The following is a 13,845-nucleotide window of genomic DNA, read 5'->3' as shown; positions in this document are numbered from 1 at the left end:
AAATAAGTTGCAAATCAGTGTCTTGAAAGCGATTTAGGGGGTTGACAGGGGTTTTTAAGATTGTAGAATAGCGCGCCTCAGAGACATGAACGCAGCGATGCGGACAAGGTTGAAGAGGAGGCTTCTAGAAATAAAAGCCTGCTGTAAATTGAAATGTTCAGTTCCGTGATAGCTCAGTCGGTAGAGCAAATGACTGTTAATCATTGGGTCCCAGGTTCGAGTCCTGGTCACGGAGCCAATTTCAAACCGGGGTATAGCGCAGTCCGGTAGCGCGCCTGCTTTGGGAGCAGGATGTCAGGAGTTCGAATCCCCTTACCCCGACCATATTTGGGTCGTTAGCTCAGTTGGTAGAGCAGTTGGCTTTTAACCAATTGGTCGCAGGTTCGAATCCTGCACGACCCACCATTTTTGAAACCAGTTCGCTGGAATCGAATCTTAAGATCAGCTGCCAAAAGCGTTGATCGCAGAAGGCGCCTTTAAAGGGTGCCTTTTTTTACCGGGGTATAGCGCAGTCCGGTAGCGCGCCTGCTTTGGGAGCAGGATGTCAGGAGTTCGAATCCCCTTACCCCGACCATATACCAAGAGAAAAGGCGCCTTTTAGGCGCCTTTTTTCGTTGGCGCTTAAAAATCCCCCGCTGTTCTGTTTCGGCTTCGCATGTCTCGCGAACGACCGAGTCTTCTCGTGTCCGATCCTGCCTGCATGCAGGTAATGTTTTTTATTTGCTGGCGCTCTTGGTGGGCGAGTGAGACGGGCGGCCTCAGCGCTTCAGGACGTTCCACAGGCATCGTGAGCCTGGCTGGCAGGCTCGTGTGCTGTGGTCGTGGGGATTGGCGCTCAAGAGCTGGGCGTGGCCCGGGCCCTTTGGGCACAAGCTGATCGAGCGGTTACAGCGGTGCGCGGCAAGGAACCTGGATACGTTCGTAGGCCAGCTTCTTGTTTACTGGCGACAGCTTGTAGTCTGCCTTGCAGGAGCCTTCGGCCCAGCGGACCTCGATCTTCCCTTCATCGGGAATGCCGAAAGCCAGCAGGCGGGAGAGGTTATCCACCATGCCCAAAAGCTTGCCTTCCTGGTCATAGCCCTGGGCGCCGAAAGGTACCCGCTTGCCTGTTTCCTGAGTCAGTTCGAACTGCACGCGGCGTCCGGTCTGGGCGCTATAGCTGGCCTTGACGATTGCGCCGCGGGTCGGGACCAGCATCTTGGAGGTCTCGGTGACCTCGGTATCGCTGCCCAAGGTCTGGGTGTCCAGGTCCAGCCAGTTGTAACGGTAGGGTTGCATGTAGGGCACCACCGCATAGCCCTTGCGGTTGGTACGCACGGCGTTCCAGCCCGATACGCCCACATCGTCGGCCTCCGGTACTTCCAGAATGCCGAAGGTCTCCCCCAGGGATTGGCCGAAGGTGACGCCGCCACCGTGAACCACCACCGACCCGGAGGCGTTCAGGTCGAGGTGCTTTTCGTCGCGGCCCTGACTGTAGTTGGCGCCCAGCCTGCCGGAAGGAGTATCCCAGCCCAGGCCGGCACCGGCGGAGTTGCCGCTGCCCTTGGTGTTGTTGGACTGCACCGAGTAGTTGAGCGTGTTGCTCTCATTCAGATAGCCCGAGACGCCGGTCTGTATGCTTTTCTGGCCATTGTTGGAGGACACTATGTTGCTGTTGAGTCGATGGGAGCTCCGCGAGCTGCCCAGGGGCATGCTGATCGACGCGGAAATCTGGTTGTCCGCGCTGCTACCTGCCCCACCGAGGGTGCGGGAAAGGGCCAGGTTGTAGCTGATGTCCGAGAAGCTGCTGTTAAAACTCATCTGCCAGCTGCGAGAGCGGCCTTGATTTCTCCAGTAGCTGGTCTCCGCCAGGCTGACGCCCAGCGACGAGCGATGCGACAGGCTCTGTTCCACCTTGATATCGACCCGGTTTTTCTGCGGCCCGTACCGGGTCTGGTCGCGGTACATCAGGTCGTCCACGTGCTGGCTGAAGCTGCGATAGCCTTCGGTGGAATAGCGATAGGCGGCCAGGGCAAAGGTGGTGTTGGTGCTCGTCAGGGTCTTGGAGTACAGAAAACGTGCACTTTGGCCTTTATCGGATTTGCCGCTTGCCGGTTTGGATTGGCTATTGGTGATGTCCAGCGAAATACCGCCAATACGGGAGTTGATACCGGCGCCCAGGTTGACGGCGCGATAGTTCGGGGAGGCCAATACGCCGCCGTAGGTGGTGAGGTTGTCGGTCAAGCCATAGACCAGGGTGCCCTGGGTAAACTTTGGCGATGGCTGGCCCTCATAGCTGTAGCTACCGGCGGTAACGCTGTAACGCAAGTTGCCGCGTCGGGTCATGATCGGCTGGTAGGCATAGGATTGCTGATATTCGCGTACGCGACCGTCCGCCTCGATGATCCTGATTTGCAGGTCGCCGTTGGAGCCACTGGGATAAATATCGGTGAACTCGAAGGCGCCCGGCGGCACGTTGGCGGAATAGATCACATAGCCACTCTGGCGCACTTCGACCGTGGCGTTGGTTTCGGCGATGCCGCGGATCACGGGGGCATACCCGACTTCGTTATCCGGCAGCATGCCGATATCCGAGGCAATCTGCGCCCCGCGAAAACGTACGCTGTCGAAGATTTCTCCTGGGGTGTACAGCTCGCCCAGGGAGAACTTGCCCTTCATTCGCAGGACATCACGCTCCACATAGTTACGGTTGCTTTTGAACTGGCTGCGGGTGCCGCTGCCTCCGGTGACTGCCGATTCGTTGCGAAAGCGCCAGCCAGCGAGGTTGAAGCCGTTGCGCAGGCCCAGATAGTGGTAGTCGCTGTTCGTACCCCGGCTGGAGTTGCGACTGAAGTTGGCCTGGTAGTCGCTATAGAAGGCGGTGATGCCGTTATCCCATACCGAAGGGTCGACGTAGCCGCGGGATACGCGCTGGACATAGGCCTGTGGAATGCTGAACAACAGGCTCAGGCTGGTGGTGTCGAAGTTGACGTCGGCGCCGGTGATCTGCGCTTTCACATCCACGGGCGCGGCCTCGTCGAGGTTGGCGCTGATAAGGCCGTCCTCTTGGGCTTTCTTGAGATTGAGCCCGAGTTCCTTCAGCAGGCCGAACGAAACGACAGGTTTGACTTCCCCGCTCGCGTCGGCGCTGAAAGTGATGTCCTGGCGCTTGATCAGGGTCTGGTTCAGGTAAAGGTCGACGTTGTAGGTCCCGGGTTGAACCGCACTGCCTTTTTCAAAGTACTTGAGGTTGATCGGCGCACCGTCCATTTTCAGAAAGGTGTCATTGAATTCGAACTCCGCGGCGGGCAGTTCCGAGGTCAGTCCCAGGACCATGAAGCAGGTTGCCCACGAGCGCCGGCCAATCCTGTAGCTGAGCTTTCTCTGAAAAAAAGACATGTGGGCCCCTTCTGTCGCGCGGCGGGTTCCGGGGCGAGACATGTTCGAAAATCGGGTGAAGAACGTTGCGCGCTCCAATGAGCGATGCGAATGACAGGCAGCTGTTTTCGCTAGTTGGAGAGTTCGCCAGTGAGCTGATCGATTCCGCCGTAATCATTGATGCTGCGGAATTCCACCTTGCTGCTGGCGGGCAAACTGCCGGACAGACCCTTGATATCGACCACTCGCGTGGTCCCCGGGGCGAGCATTTCCGCCTTGGCGGTGTAGGTGCTATTGCCGTTGCGCAAGGTCACGTTGCTGCCGGCGAAGGACACGTGGAACGCCGATGGATTGGTGACCGAAAGCCCTGGCTTACCGCCTTGCGTGACCAGTTTCCACTGCAAGCTTTTTGCGGCGTCAGCGGCCTTGCCGGGCAGGTTGGCTGGGCGATAGAACAGTTTTATCCGTTGACGGATGGCGATTTGCAGGGAGTTCTCCAGTTTGCTTTTCTGCGGAATCTCCTGCACGGCCAGCCAGACCACGGACTCCTTGTCTTCTGGTAGGCCCTGGCCTTCATAGAGGATGCGCAGGATTTGTTGCTTCAGCCCACCCAGGCGAACCAGGGATGGCGTGATGGCAAAGGGCACATCATTTTGCGCGGCCTTCGAGTCAGGTTCGATCCAGGACTGGATCATGAGGTCTTCCGAGCCCTGGTTCCTGACGACGATGGAGGCTTCCTTGCTGGGGGCGGAAAAGACCACGCGGGTGCCGTCCAGCACGATGGCGGCACTGGATGTCGAGGCGAAGAATGTCATGGCGCCAAATAGCGCGATGTGAGCTAACAGCGAAGCTTTCATAGCGGCTCCAGATCGGTGGGAGGGGGGAGGCCCCTCCCTTTGGCGCGGGTTACTCGTAGGTCAAGGTAAATGGCAGGGTGCCATTGGCAATGCCGGGAGTGATCGCGCCAGTGGCGACATAACCCGCGCGCAAATCCACTTTGGCGCTGTAGGTGACATCCGGTTCGGTACCCGTCGAGGTGAAGGTGCCGCTGATGGCTTCGTTCGCGGCGAGGTTCAGCATTTTGTTGTCGCTGGTGAATAGGCCGATAGCGACGCCTTTAGCGGTTTTATCTGTTGGACCGGTGATTTTCAGCAAATTATTGTTTGTGCTGTCGAGGCCGCTGCCGTTGGCAGGGTCAAAGGTGAGTTTGACGGTGGTGAGGCCCTGGGCTGTTTTGCCGCAGTCCAGGTTCAGGTTGATGCTTTTACTGCTACTGACGGCGCCGGTGGTGCCCAAGCTGTCTGCACTGACTTTGCCGAGGTTGACGTCGATGGTTTGCTTGCCTGCCGTACCGCCAGTGCTGGTGCCGGAGTTACCAGGATTGACCGTGCAGGACGCCGCAATGATCTCACCGGTAAAGTTTATGGTACCGTCCGCCGCCATGGCGGAAGTGCTGACTGCACCAACGATGGCTATTGAAAGAACGCTCTTGAGAAGTCTGGACATTGGAGATGCCTACTAAAGTGTGGAGGCTTAATTTTCTGTCCTTTAGTTGGAAGTGGACAATCAGAGGATTCTTAAAGAAAGTGCGTTTTAGAGGGTTTTCAATTGCTCTACTTTTTCTCTTTGGCTATTTCAATAAGGAGAATCTTAAATGGTGGTTATGTGCCGTTTCTGAGTGGAAGGGCTCCGCCACGGGCGTTACGGGCTGTCGGTTGTATCGAGAGTCACTCGGGCAATCACCAGGTGATGAGGTTCGCTTTCACAGGTGGCGACGAGAGTTTCTGATGTTGTTGATCGCCATCTATTGGGATCAGGTAAATATGTGGTAATGCGCGCGTGTTATATGAGTAGTGGGCGCGCCTGGCATGTTGTGGATATGGATTTAATAGTGAGCTAAGCATCTAGCGTTTGATTGCGATTGATATGCCTCATGTTGAAAGGACTACTGGTTAGTTGCTTTTTAGGGATCTGAAAGATGACAGGCCGACCCTGTGACAAGTAGCGAGCCGTGCGACGGACTACTGTTGTGCAGGCAAAAAAATACCCCGGTCTCCCGGGGTATTTTTTACCAGCGACTCAGTGCAGCTTGAGCCGTGGTTCGGTGCCGCGGCCGATGCGGCTGCCCAGCATCAGCATGAAGGTGCGGAACGGTCCGTAGAGCGCCATCTGGTGCATGCGGTACAGCGACACGTAGAACATCCGCGCCAGCCAGCCCTCGAGCATCACGCTGCCGGTCAGGTTGCCCATCAGGTTGCCCACGGCGGAGAAACGCGACAGCGAGATCAGCGAGCCGTAGTCGGTGTATTTGTATTCCGGCAGGGCCTTGCCTTCCAGGCGCAGCTTCAGCGATTTGCTCAGCAGCGAAGCCTGCTGGTGAGCGGCCTGGGCCCGTGGCGGAACGTTGCGATCGGAGCCCGGTTGCGGGCAGGCCGCGCAGTCACCGAAGGCGAAGATGTTTTCATCGCGGGTGGTCTGCAGGGTCGGCAAGACTTGCAGCTGGTTGATACGGTTGGTTTCCAGGCCGTCGATGTCCTTGAGGAAACCCGGCGCGCGGATGCCTGCCGCCCAGACTTTCAGGCTGGCAGGAATCACCTGGCCGTCGGCGGTGATCAGGCTGTCGGCCGTCACTTCGCTGACCGCGGCGTTGGTCATGACCTTGACCCCGAGTTTTTCCAGGGTCTTGTGCACCGGGCCGCCGATCCGCTCCGGCAGCGCCGGTAGAACCCGCGGCCCGGCCTCGATCAGGGTGATGTGCATGTTTTCCGGCTTGATCCGGTCCAGGCCGTAGGCGGCCAGTTCATGGGCGGCGTTGTGCAGCTCGGCGGCCAGTTCGACACCGGTGGCCCCGGCGCCGACGATGGCCACGCTGATCTGCTCCACGGCATCGCTCTGCCCGGCGTGGGCGCGCAGGTAGTGGTTGAGCAGTTGCTGATGGAAGCGCTCGGCCTGCTTGCGGGTGTCGAGGAACAGGCAGTGCTGGGCCGCGCCCTGGGTGCCGAAGTCGTTGGTGGTGCTGCCCACGGCGAGCACCAGGGTGTCGTAGCCCAGTTCGCGGGCGGGCAGCAGCTCCAGGCCGTTTTCGTCGTAGGTGGCGGCCAGCTGGATTTTTTTCTGCTGGCGATCGAGCCCGCTCATGCGGCCCAATTGGAACTCGAAGTGGTTCCATTTGGCTTGGGCGACATAGTTGAGTTCGTCTTCGGAGGAGTTCAGCGAACCGGCGGCCACTTCGTGCAGCAAGGGTTTCCAGATATGGGTCAGGTTCGCGTCGACCAGCATCACACTGGCGGTGCCGCGCTTGCCCAGAGTCTTACCCAGACGGGTAGCCAACTCCAGACCGCCGGCGCCGCCGCCAACGATGACAATACGATGAGTCATGGGGATATCTCGCAAGGCTAAAAGAAATCGGTACGGTTACCCGAGCGAGCGCAAGGCAGCTCATAGCGTCAGGTAACTGATAAAACGGCTCAACAGGCCCAGGCCAATGGTGATGGTCACGACTATCACGAGGAGCATCCACGGCCGGAAGGGTCGGCGCTCGACTCGGTGCTGGGCCAGTTGCAGGTATTCTTCGACATGGCGCTGGTCGTCGGGGTTCAGGCGGCTGGTCATAAAAAGCCTCGTCAGCTAGACGTTGCGAACAGTATGAAGGTTACAGCGCAGAGCCATCTTGTGCGCTCGGGCGACATTGAACGGAGCATAGCCGCTCACTGTTCTCCAGCTCCCCGAGTGATTGCGCTTTGTATCACTCGGCGGGGTATTTGCGCTATGCCGCGAATGGCTTGCCGGGGGGCGGGCTACAGGCTGATGCCGACGTCGAACAGGATGCTGCGCCCGAGGTTGCTGCGCAGGAAGTCCGGGGCATCGGGGTGGGCGAACAGCACACGGGCGAAGGTCGGCCCGACCAGCGACAACGAACGCCAGCCCTGGCGCAGGTATTCGGTGGGCGGCGGAAAGTGGCTGTTGAGGTCCAGCACCTCACGCTTGAGGCTGGCGAACGCAATGATGTCCAGCTCCCCCAGGTCCATGCCGCGTTCCTTGTAGTTGTGGGCTTTCTTGCGCAGGGTCGGGGCGAGCCTGAGTAGCAGTTCATTGGCCGGAATGCGCTTGGGCTTGGCTTCGCGCCGCACCAGCTGGCTGAGGGAGAAGGCACTGCGACGGCGCTGCAACTCGTCGCGCCATTCGTCATTGAGGCGGCGGCCTTCGTCCAGCACGAAGAACACTTCGAAACTCGCGTCGCGAAACAGCACGTCCGGCGGTTCCTGCCCGGCGGGGGTGAACTCGTCGGCGCGGTAGGGAATGTTCAGCCCTTGCAGCAGGCGCTGGCAGACCCAACGCTCACGCTCCCATTTGCGCGCATTGGACAGGAAGGCATTGGCTTGTTCGGCCTGAATGGTGAGCAGGCGCAGGTAATCTGAGTCATCCATAGTCCAAGCTTAGCGTCCAAACGCGGATCCTAGAAATTCACCGGGCGGGCCGGCGGGCCGACTGCACTTATAGCGGATAAGTGTGACATCAGGTCAACCCCCGTGTGCCTGCCGTCAGGTTCGCCAGGGCTTGAGCCACAGCCCCAGGGCCACCAGCAGGAGCAACCCGGCCAGGGTGCTGAGGCCCAGTTGCAGCCAGACGTTCGGCAGCGGATGCAACAACAGGGCGGCCGTGGCCAGCAGCACCGCGCTCAAGGCCCAACGCAGCGGCCAAGCGATGAGGTCGAGCAACTGCTGGCGCTGCATCAGCAGCAGGTTGGTCAGGATCACGCCGCCCAGGGCGGCCAGGGGGATCGCGGTCAACCCCAGAAGCAGCGGCAGGCCGGCCAGCAGCAGGGCGTTGAGCAGGCTGCCGAGCAGTTCGCAATTCAACGGCGTGCGGGTATCGCCCGCGGCATAGGCGTAACGCGCGAGCATGGCGTTCCAGGCGCCGAACACCAGGGACACGGCGAACCAGCCCAGCAGCGCGGGCAGCGGGCCGTCGGCGCTTTGCGCGGGCAGCAGCCAGTGGATCAGCGCCGGGCTGGCGCCGACCAGGCCGAACGCGGCCGGCAGGCTCAACAGGGTCGCGGCGTCGAGCCCGCGATGCAGCAGCCCCAGGCGCTGGTCGCCGGATTTGCCGCTCATCAGGCCGAGCAGGACCTGGTTCAGGCTCATCAGGGCAATCAACGGCAGGTTGATCAGCTTGCGTGCCAGGTTGACCCAGGTCACCACGCCTTCGCCCAGGTAGCTGGCGACCAGGCGCTCCACCAGCGCCAGGCCCTGGCTGGCGAGGTTGCTGGTCAGCAGCGGGCCGAGGCGCACGAGCAATTCCCGTCCCGCGCCGGCATCCCCACGGACCTGCCAGGGGCGCCAGCCGGATTGCCAGATCGCCGGCACCAGCGACAGGCACATCAGCAGGCTGCCGAGAAAAAACGCCAGCGAAAGGCCAGAGCCACGGCTCGCCTGGCCGTAGAAAAACAGATAAAGCACCGGCGGCAGGTTGAACAGCAGCGAGCCGAGCCCCGGCAGCACGAAGCGTTGCCGGGCATGCAGCGGGATGCTGAACAGCGCGTGCAGGAGCAGGCCGGGAATGCACGCGGCCAGGCTGCGCAGGTTACTGGCGGCCTCGGCCTGGGCCTCATGGTCGAGTCCGGGGCCGATCAGGCGGATCCACAACGGCGCGCTCACGGCCAGCAGGGCGTACAGGCCCAGGCCCAGGCCCAGCAGGCGCGGCCACAGGCCGGCCAGCCAGGCCTGCTGGCGCTGCGGCGCGCGCTGCTGATAGAGCGGCAGGGCCGCGGCCGCGAGGATGCCGGCCGCCAGGGTCATGCGCAGGGCTTCGGGAATGAACACCGCGACCAGGAACGCGTCGCTGCGGCTTCCCGCGCCCCAGGCCGCCACCAGCAGCCATTCGCGGGCGAAGCCGGCGACCAGCCCGGCGAGCGTCGCCAGGGTCAGCAGCAGTGTGCTGCCGAGCATCAATAGAACAGGGTGAACAGGCCTTTGCCACCCACCTTGTAGTTCAGCTCGTGCGGACGTTCGCCCATGGGCTTGGCGCCGCTGCCGCCGATGATCTTGTAGGGGGCGACGGTCTTGGCCACCACGGTGTTGGCGGTCACCACCGCGCCGCGGCCGATATGCGAGCCATGGGCGATCAGCGCCCGGGTGGCGATCCAGGCGTAGTCATCGATGTAGACGGGCGCGGACACCGACCAGAACTCGGGGCTCATCGGGTCGTGGCCGCCGGCGAGAATCAGCACGTGCGAGGCGATCGTCACGTGATCGCCGATGATCAGCCCGGCCCGGGCATCCACCTGGCAGTGCCAGGCGATCACGCTGTCGTCGCCGATCACCAGGTTCTCCACGCCCAGCACTTCAGTGTTGCGCCAGATGCTCGAGCCCTTGCCGATCTTCGCCCCGCCCAGGCGCAGCCAGGCGAGGCGCACGTGGTGGCTGGGGATCTTGTTGATCAGGATGTTGTAGGCCTGCTCCCAGGCTCGCAGCCAGCGGTCCTTGAGGGTGGCCAGGTTCTTGCCGTAGCGCGGCACCAGGGTGGTGGGGATGTCCTTTTTCAAGCGGCCGAACAGACGCCGGGCGAGGGGATGCTCGATGATCGGTTCGATGTCCACCGCGCAGATGCTGTAGCGCGCCTGCTCGCCATCGCCCTCGACGAACAGCACGTCGTTGTTCAGCCCCCAGCCATAGGCCTCGAGCAATTCGTCGTGGCTGACTCCCAGCTCCCCGGCCAGGGCAGGCAGGCGTTCCGGCAGATCCGTGGAATGGAAAATACGGTGTTTCATGCGTGGCTTTCCTTGGGGTCGATGAGGGGACGGGTGATGGCCGGGCGCAACCGGACCTGTTGCAGGCTCATGCCCATCAACAGCCAGAACAGACCGATCAGCACGAAGGTGAAACTGAAGTAGTGGTCGAACAGCCCGGTCAGCAGCGCCGCCAGCAGGCCGCAGATGCAGCCCAGCCACAAGGCGTTGTCCGCGGTCACCCGGCGGATCGACGCCAGCGGTCGCACCTCGCGCCACCACAGCAGGGTGACGGTGATGAACAGCAGCATGCCCGGGATGCCGATCTTGTAGATGAAGTTCAGCCACAGGTTGGAGATCCCCGGCAGGCCGCTGCCCGGCACCGGCGGATCGATCTTGAAGCCGATGCCCAGCGGGTAGCGCAGCATCGCCTCGGGGAATTTCGCGTACTCGTCGAAACGCACCTCGGTACTGGCGTTGGTCGCCGAGAACATGGTCATCAGGCGTTCCTGCAGCGGCGGGTAGAACATCACCAGGGCCACCGCGAAGGCCGCGCCCAGGCCGATGATCCGGCCGCTGTAGGGCACGCGCTTGTAGGCCAGCCAGACCAGCACCAGGGCCAGGGCCAGGATCGCCCCGCGGGAAATGCTCAGCAGCAGCCCCGCGCATCCCAGGATCGCCACCGCCAGCCCCAGGGCGCGGCGCGCGCCTTTTTGCGTCCAGCCGTAGAGCAGCGCCAGCGGAATGAACAGCACCAGCACGCCGCCGGTGAGGTTGGGGTGGACCCAGGGCGACGCCATGCGCTGGTAGTTGGCGGAGAAAATATCCTGCACCGCTTCCGGGTGGGCGTACTTGAGGTCGGTGAGGATCGGGATCATCGACATCGCGTTGCGCGACTTGAGGAACATGCCGATCGACAGCAGCAGCATCAGCAGGTTGCCCAGCAGCAGGGCGATCACCAGCTTGTCGCGGTCGGCGTCGGTGCGCAGCAGCAGCGGCACCATGAACAGCAGCGACAGGTTCATCAACCAGCGCACCCAGTTCACCGGGCCGTTGCCCTCGGCGTGGATGATCAGCATGCCCCAGACGAAGGGAATGGCGCTGAACAGCATCAGCCAGACCAGCGCCCGCTCGGTGGGGCGCCAGAGCATCAGGTTGCGGGTCTTGCCGATGAACGACTGCCAGAACACCCCGACCCAGGTCAGGCCCAGCACCGCCTCGCTGACGGTGGTGCGAATGCCCAGTTGCAGCGTGGTGTAGGGAATGCTGGTGGCCAGCACGGCGAAGATCAGCAGGCCCCACAGCGGCTTGCGGACCAGGGTCAGGGTCACGGCCAGGCCGATCACCACGAAGATGACCTTGGCCGGCGGCAGCGCCCACAGCAGGACCCCGAAGATCAGCCCCAGGGCCAGGCCGATGAATTTTCCCGGCAGCATCAGTGAAAGAGCCCTGTGAGCAAGGTGTCGAGACGCTGGCGATAAGCCGGCTCGGCGAATTGCCGGGCCCATTCGCGCAGGGTGTCCGGGGCGGGCCGGTCGCTGGCTTGCGCCTGCTCGATCAGGGCGCTGCGCAGGCTGGCGCGGTCACGGGCATCGAAGCGTCGCGCGCTGGGCGGCGCGACCTCGTCGAGGGCCGAGCCGCGGGCCACCGCGACCGGTGTGCCTTGCCCCAGCGCCTCGACCACCGGCAGGCCGAAACCTTCGGCATAGGAGGGCTGCCACAGGCAGTCGGCGTGCTGGTACAGCACCTGCAACTGCTCGTCGCTGACGCCATTGACCCAATGCAGGCCGGGCAGGTTGCCCAGGTGCGCCGGCAGGTCGCTGGCGTGCCCGACCAGGACCAGCTCCGGCACGTCTGCGTTCTCGGTGCGGCAACGCTGCCACTGCTCGATGAAGAACGGCATGTTCTTGCGCGGCTCGCGGGTGCCGACGGCCAGCCAGTAGCGTTCGGGCAGGCCCTCCGGCCGTGGGCCCGGCGGGCCCTGGAATTCCGGCACCAGGTTGTTCAGCACGAAGAATTTCGGACGCGCCCAGGGGAACAGCCGGGCCGCTTCACGGCAGGAAAACCGCGACGGGCACCAGACCTCGTCGGCGACCCAGATCGACCAGGCGATCGACACGGCGTCGATCAGCCGATAGGCCAGGGCCTTGAGCCGCGAGCGGTGGAAGTTGCGCTGGGTCAGCTGGAACAGGTCATGCAGGATCAGCACATAGCGCGTGCCCGCCGGCTTGTGGCCGATGGGCAGGCCCATGTTGGCGGTGGCGATGTACAGGTCGACCGACTGCTCGCGCAGGATCGCCGGCAGGAACTTGCGCTCGAAACGCAGGCGCACGCCGGGGCGTTGCACGCCATCGAGGGGGCTCGGCCACGGTGGGCAGAGCGCGCTCTGGCGCTGGACATGTTCCAGCGGCGCTTCGCTGACCAGCAGCAGTTCGGTGTCGGTGCGTGCGCGCAGGGCCTGTTCCAGGGCCTTGACCTGGCGGGCGATTCCGGAGGAGGGCGCGACCGTGGCCGCACGATAATCGAGGGCTACACGCATGCGGGATGCTCCTGTGTGAAAGGCAGTGTGCGGTAGATCTGTTCCAGCTCGTCGCCGGCCACGGCCCAGTCGTGATGCTGGCGGGCATACAGGCGGGCCGCGGCGGCCAGCCGGGCGGCCAGGGCCGGTTCGAGCAGCAGGCGGACCAGCGCAGCGGCCAGGGCCTGGGCATCGTCGCCCGCCAGATAGTGTTCGCCGTCGCGGACGGCCAGGCCCGAGGCGCCTTGCCCGGTGCTGACCAACGGCAGGCCGGCGGCCATGGCCTCCAGCACCTTGAGCTTGGAGCCGCCACCCTGGCGCAACGGCGCGACGAACAGGGCGCAGCGGCGTTGCAGCCGGGGCAGATCGGGGACGAAGCCGACCCATTCGATCCGGCTGTCGCTCCAGCGTTCGGCCCAGCTGGCCGGCAGGCCATAGCCGGCCACCGCCAGGCGTGCGTCGGGGCAATGGCGCCAGACCTGCGGGAAGATTTCGTCGAGCAGCCACTGCACGGCGTCCAGGTTCGGCGCGTATTCGTAGTTGCCGACAAACAGCACGCGCTGGCCCTGCGGGTCGGCCGTCACCTCGGCGAAGCTGCGGCTGTCGACGCCGTTGACTACCACTTCGACCGGGGTGCGGGTCAATTGGCGCATGGCCCGGGCATCGGTCTCGGTCACCGCCACCACCTGCCGGGCCGCGTCGAACGCCTTGCGCTCCCACTGCCGGCAGCGCCACTGGTCGTAGCGCACGAAGAGGCTGGCCCAGGCCGGGAAACGGTCGTAGGTCGCGCCGCCGAGGCTGGATTCGAGGTTGTGTTCGGTCAGCACGAAGTCGCGTCCGGCCCGCTGCAACACTGGCAGATAGGGTTGCAGGCTGTAGCTGTGCTCGACCTGGATCACGTCCCAGGGTTCGCTCAGCAGCTGTTCGAACTGCCGGCGCAACGGCCGTGACACGCCATTGACCGTGGTCAGCAGCGGCCAGGGTGCGAACAGCCCGGCGAGTACCGTGAGCGGGTGCTTCAGCGGCCGCCGCGGCACCACAATCAGGCGTTCGAGCCAGGGCTCGAGGGCGGCGCGGGTGGCGGCGTCGGCCTCGGTCTTGGACTGCACCAGCAAGGTGATGCGGTGCCCGCGCTCGCTCAAGGTCCGCAGCAGGTGGAACTGCCGGGTCTTGCCGCCGCTGGTCATGGGCCAGGGCAGGTAGGGGAGAATCCAGAGAATCTTCATGCACGGCATTCCATATC

At 63.0% G+C, this 13,845-nt stretch carries 11 protein-coding genes and 4 tRNA genes; 4 read left to right on the top strand and 11 right to left on the bottom strand.

What is annotated here, in order from left to right:
* The first annotated feature begins 162 nt into the window (after positions 1 to 162).
* The 4 genes from TO66_RS26970 (at position 163) to TO66_RS26955 (ending at position 574) form a co-directional block, all read left to right on the top strand.
* Positions 163 to 238: transfer RNA gene (locus TO66_RS26970), tRNA-Asn, on the top strand.
* A 9-nt stretch (positions 239 to 247) separates the two neighbouring features.
* Positions 248 to 324 (top strand) — tRNA-Pro (locus tag TO66_RS26965).
* Between the two features lie 5 nt (positions 325 to 329).
* Positions 330 to 405, top strand: a tRNA-Lys gene (locus TO66_RS26960).
* Between the two features lie 92 nt (positions 406 to 497).
* Positions 498 to 574: transfer RNA gene (locus TO66_RS26955), tRNA-Pro, on the top strand.
* A gap of 311 nt (positions 575 to 885) precedes the next feature.
* On the opposite strand, the gene TO66_RS26950 is transcribed toward TO66_RS26955, so the two are convergent.
* The 11 genes from TO66_RS26950 to TO66_RS26900 form a co-directional block, all read right to left on the bottom strand.
* Positions 886 to 3,378 carry a fimbria/pilus outer membrane usher protein gene (locus TO66_RS26950; RefSeq protein WP_044465133.1) on the bottom strand — a complete coding sequence of 831 codons (2,493 nt, stop codon included), beginning with the start codon at positions 3,376 to 3,378 and terminating at the stop codon, positions 886 to 888.
* 110 nt (positions 3,379 to 3,488) lie between these two features.
* A complete protein-coding gene (locus tag TO66_RS26945; RefSeq protein ID WP_044465132.1) occupies positions 3,489 to 4,214 on the bottom strand; it encodes a molecular chaperone in 726 nt (241 codons plus the stop codon).
* Between the two features lie 49 nt (positions 4,215 to 4,263).
* The gene (locus TO66_RS26940; protein ID WP_044465131.1) at positions 4,264 to 4,863 is read right to left on the bottom strand and encodes a fimbrial protein; all 600 of its coding nucleotides are present in this window, start codon (positions 4,861 to 4,863) and stop codon (positions 4,264 to 4,266) included.
* Between the two features lie 573 nt (positions 4,864 to 5,436).
* Positions 5,437 to 6,735 carry an NAD(P)/FAD-dependent oxidoreductase gene (locus tag TO66_RS26935; protein ID WP_044465130.1) on the bottom strand — a complete coding sequence of 433 codons (1,299 nt, stop codon included), beginning with the start codon at positions 6,733 to 6,735 and terminating at the stop codon, positions 5,437 to 5,439.
* 60 nt (positions 6,736 to 6,795) lie between these two features.
* Positions 6,796 to 6,969 carry a DUF3094 family protein gene (locus TO66_RS26930; protein WP_007924710.1) on the bottom strand — a complete coding sequence of 58 codons (174 nt, stop codon included), beginning with the start codon at positions 6,967 to 6,969 and terminating at the stop codon, positions 6,796 to 6,798.
* A 185-nt stretch (positions 6,970 to 7,154) separates the two neighbouring features.
* Entirely contained in the window at positions 7,155 to 7,784 is a 630-nt protein-coding gene (locus TO66_RS26925) for a DUF1780 domain-containing protein (protein ID WP_044465129.1), read from the bottom strand.
* Between the two features lie 114 nt (positions 7,785 to 7,898).
* Positions 7,899 to 9,305: a lipid II flippase MurJ gene (locus TO66_RS26920; protein ID WP_044465128.1), complete on the bottom strand. Its 1,407-nt coding sequence runs from the start codon at positions 9,303 to 9,305 to the stop codon at positions 7,899 to 7,901.
* Positions 9,305 to 10,126 carry an acyltransferase gene (locus tag TO66_RS26915; protein WP_044465127.1) on the bottom strand — a complete coding sequence of 274 codons (822 nt, stop codon included), beginning with the start codon at positions 10,124 to 10,126 and terminating at the stop codon, positions 9,305 to 9,307. Before TO66_RS26915 ends, TO66_RS26920 begins: the two co-directional genes overlap by 1 nt.
* Complete coding sequence (locus TO66_RS26910; protein WP_044465126.1) at positions 10,123 to 11,520, bottom strand: O-antigen ligase; 1,398 nt, start codon at positions 11,518 to 11,520, stop codon at positions 10,123 to 10,125. Before TO66_RS26910 ends, TO66_RS26915 begins: the two co-directional genes overlap by 4 nt.
* Complete coding sequence (locus tag TO66_RS26905) at positions 11,520 to 12,623, bottom strand: glycosyltransferase family 1 protein (RefSeq protein ID WP_044465125.1); 1,104 nt, start codon at positions 12,621 to 12,623, stop codon at positions 11,520 to 11,522. The genes TO66_RS26910 and TO66_RS26905 overlap by 1 nt, the downstream gene beginning before the upstream one ends.
* A complete protein-coding gene (locus TO66_RS26900) occupies positions 12,614 to 13,828 on the bottom strand; it encodes a glycosyltransferase family 4 protein (RefSeq protein ID WP_044465124.1) in 1,215 nt (404 codons plus the stop codon). The genes TO66_RS26905 and TO66_RS26900 overlap by 10 nt, the downstream gene beginning before the upstream one ends.
* Between the last annotated feature and the right edge of the window lie 17 nt (positions 13,829 to 13,845).

It is taken from the genome of Pseudomonas sp. MRSN 12121 (genome assembly GCF_000931465.1).
Lineage (GTDB): Bacteria > Pseudomonadota > Gammaproteobacteria > Pseudomonadales > Pseudomonadaceae > Aquipseudomonas.
This window is presented reverse-complemented; position numbering and strand designations above follow the sequence as displayed.

What these genes read in the sequence shown, in the direction of transcription:
- TO66_RS26950 (WP_044465133.1), bottom strand. Translation starts at nt 3,378, where the DNA reads ATGTCTTTTTTTCAGAGAAAGCTCAGCTACAGGATTGGCCGGCGCTCG.
- TO66_RS26945 (WP_044465132.1), bottom strand. Translation starts at nt 4,214, where the DNA reads ATGAAAGCTTCGCTGTTAGCTCACATCGCGCTATTTGGCGCCATGACA.
- TO66_RS26940 (WP_044465131.1), bottom strand. Translation starts at nt 4,863, where the DNA reads ATGTCCAGACTTCTCAAGAGCGTTCTTTCAATAGCCATCGTTGGTGCA.
- TO66_RS26935 (WP_044465130.1), bottom strand. Translation starts at nt 6,735, where the DNA reads ATGACTCATCGTATTGTCATCGTTGGCGGCGGCGCCGGCGGTCTGGAG.
- TO66_RS26930 (WP_007924710.1), bottom strand. Translation starts at nt 6,969, where the DNA reads ATGACCAGCCGCCTGAACCCCGACGACCAGCGCCATGTCGAAGAATAC.
- TO66_RS26925 (WP_044465129.1), bottom strand. Translation starts at nt 7,784, where the DNA reads ATGGATGACTCAGATTACCTGCGCCTGCTCACCATTCAGGCCGAACAA.
- TO66_RS26920 (WP_044465128.1), bottom strand. Translation starts at nt 9,305, where the DNA reads ATGCTCGGCAGCACACTGCTGCTGACCCTGGCGACGCTCGCCGGGCTG.
- TO66_RS26915 (WP_044465127.1), bottom strand. Translation starts at nt 10,126, where the DNA reads ATGAAACACCGTATTTTCCATTCCACGGATCTGCCGGAACGCCTGCCT.
- TO66_RS26910 (WP_044465126.1), bottom strand. Translation starts at nt 11,520, where the DNA reads ATGCTGCCGGGAAAATTCATCGGCCTGGCCCTGGGGCTGATCTTCGGG.
- TO66_RS26905 (WP_044465125.1), bottom strand. Translation starts at nt 12,623, where the DNA reads ATGCGTGTAGCCCTCGATTATCGTGCGGCCACGGTCGCGCCCTCCTCC.
- TO66_RS26900 (WP_044465124.1), bottom strand. Translation starts at nt 13,828, where the DNA reads ATGAAGATTCTCTGGATTCTCCCCTACCTGCCCTGGCCCATGACCAGC.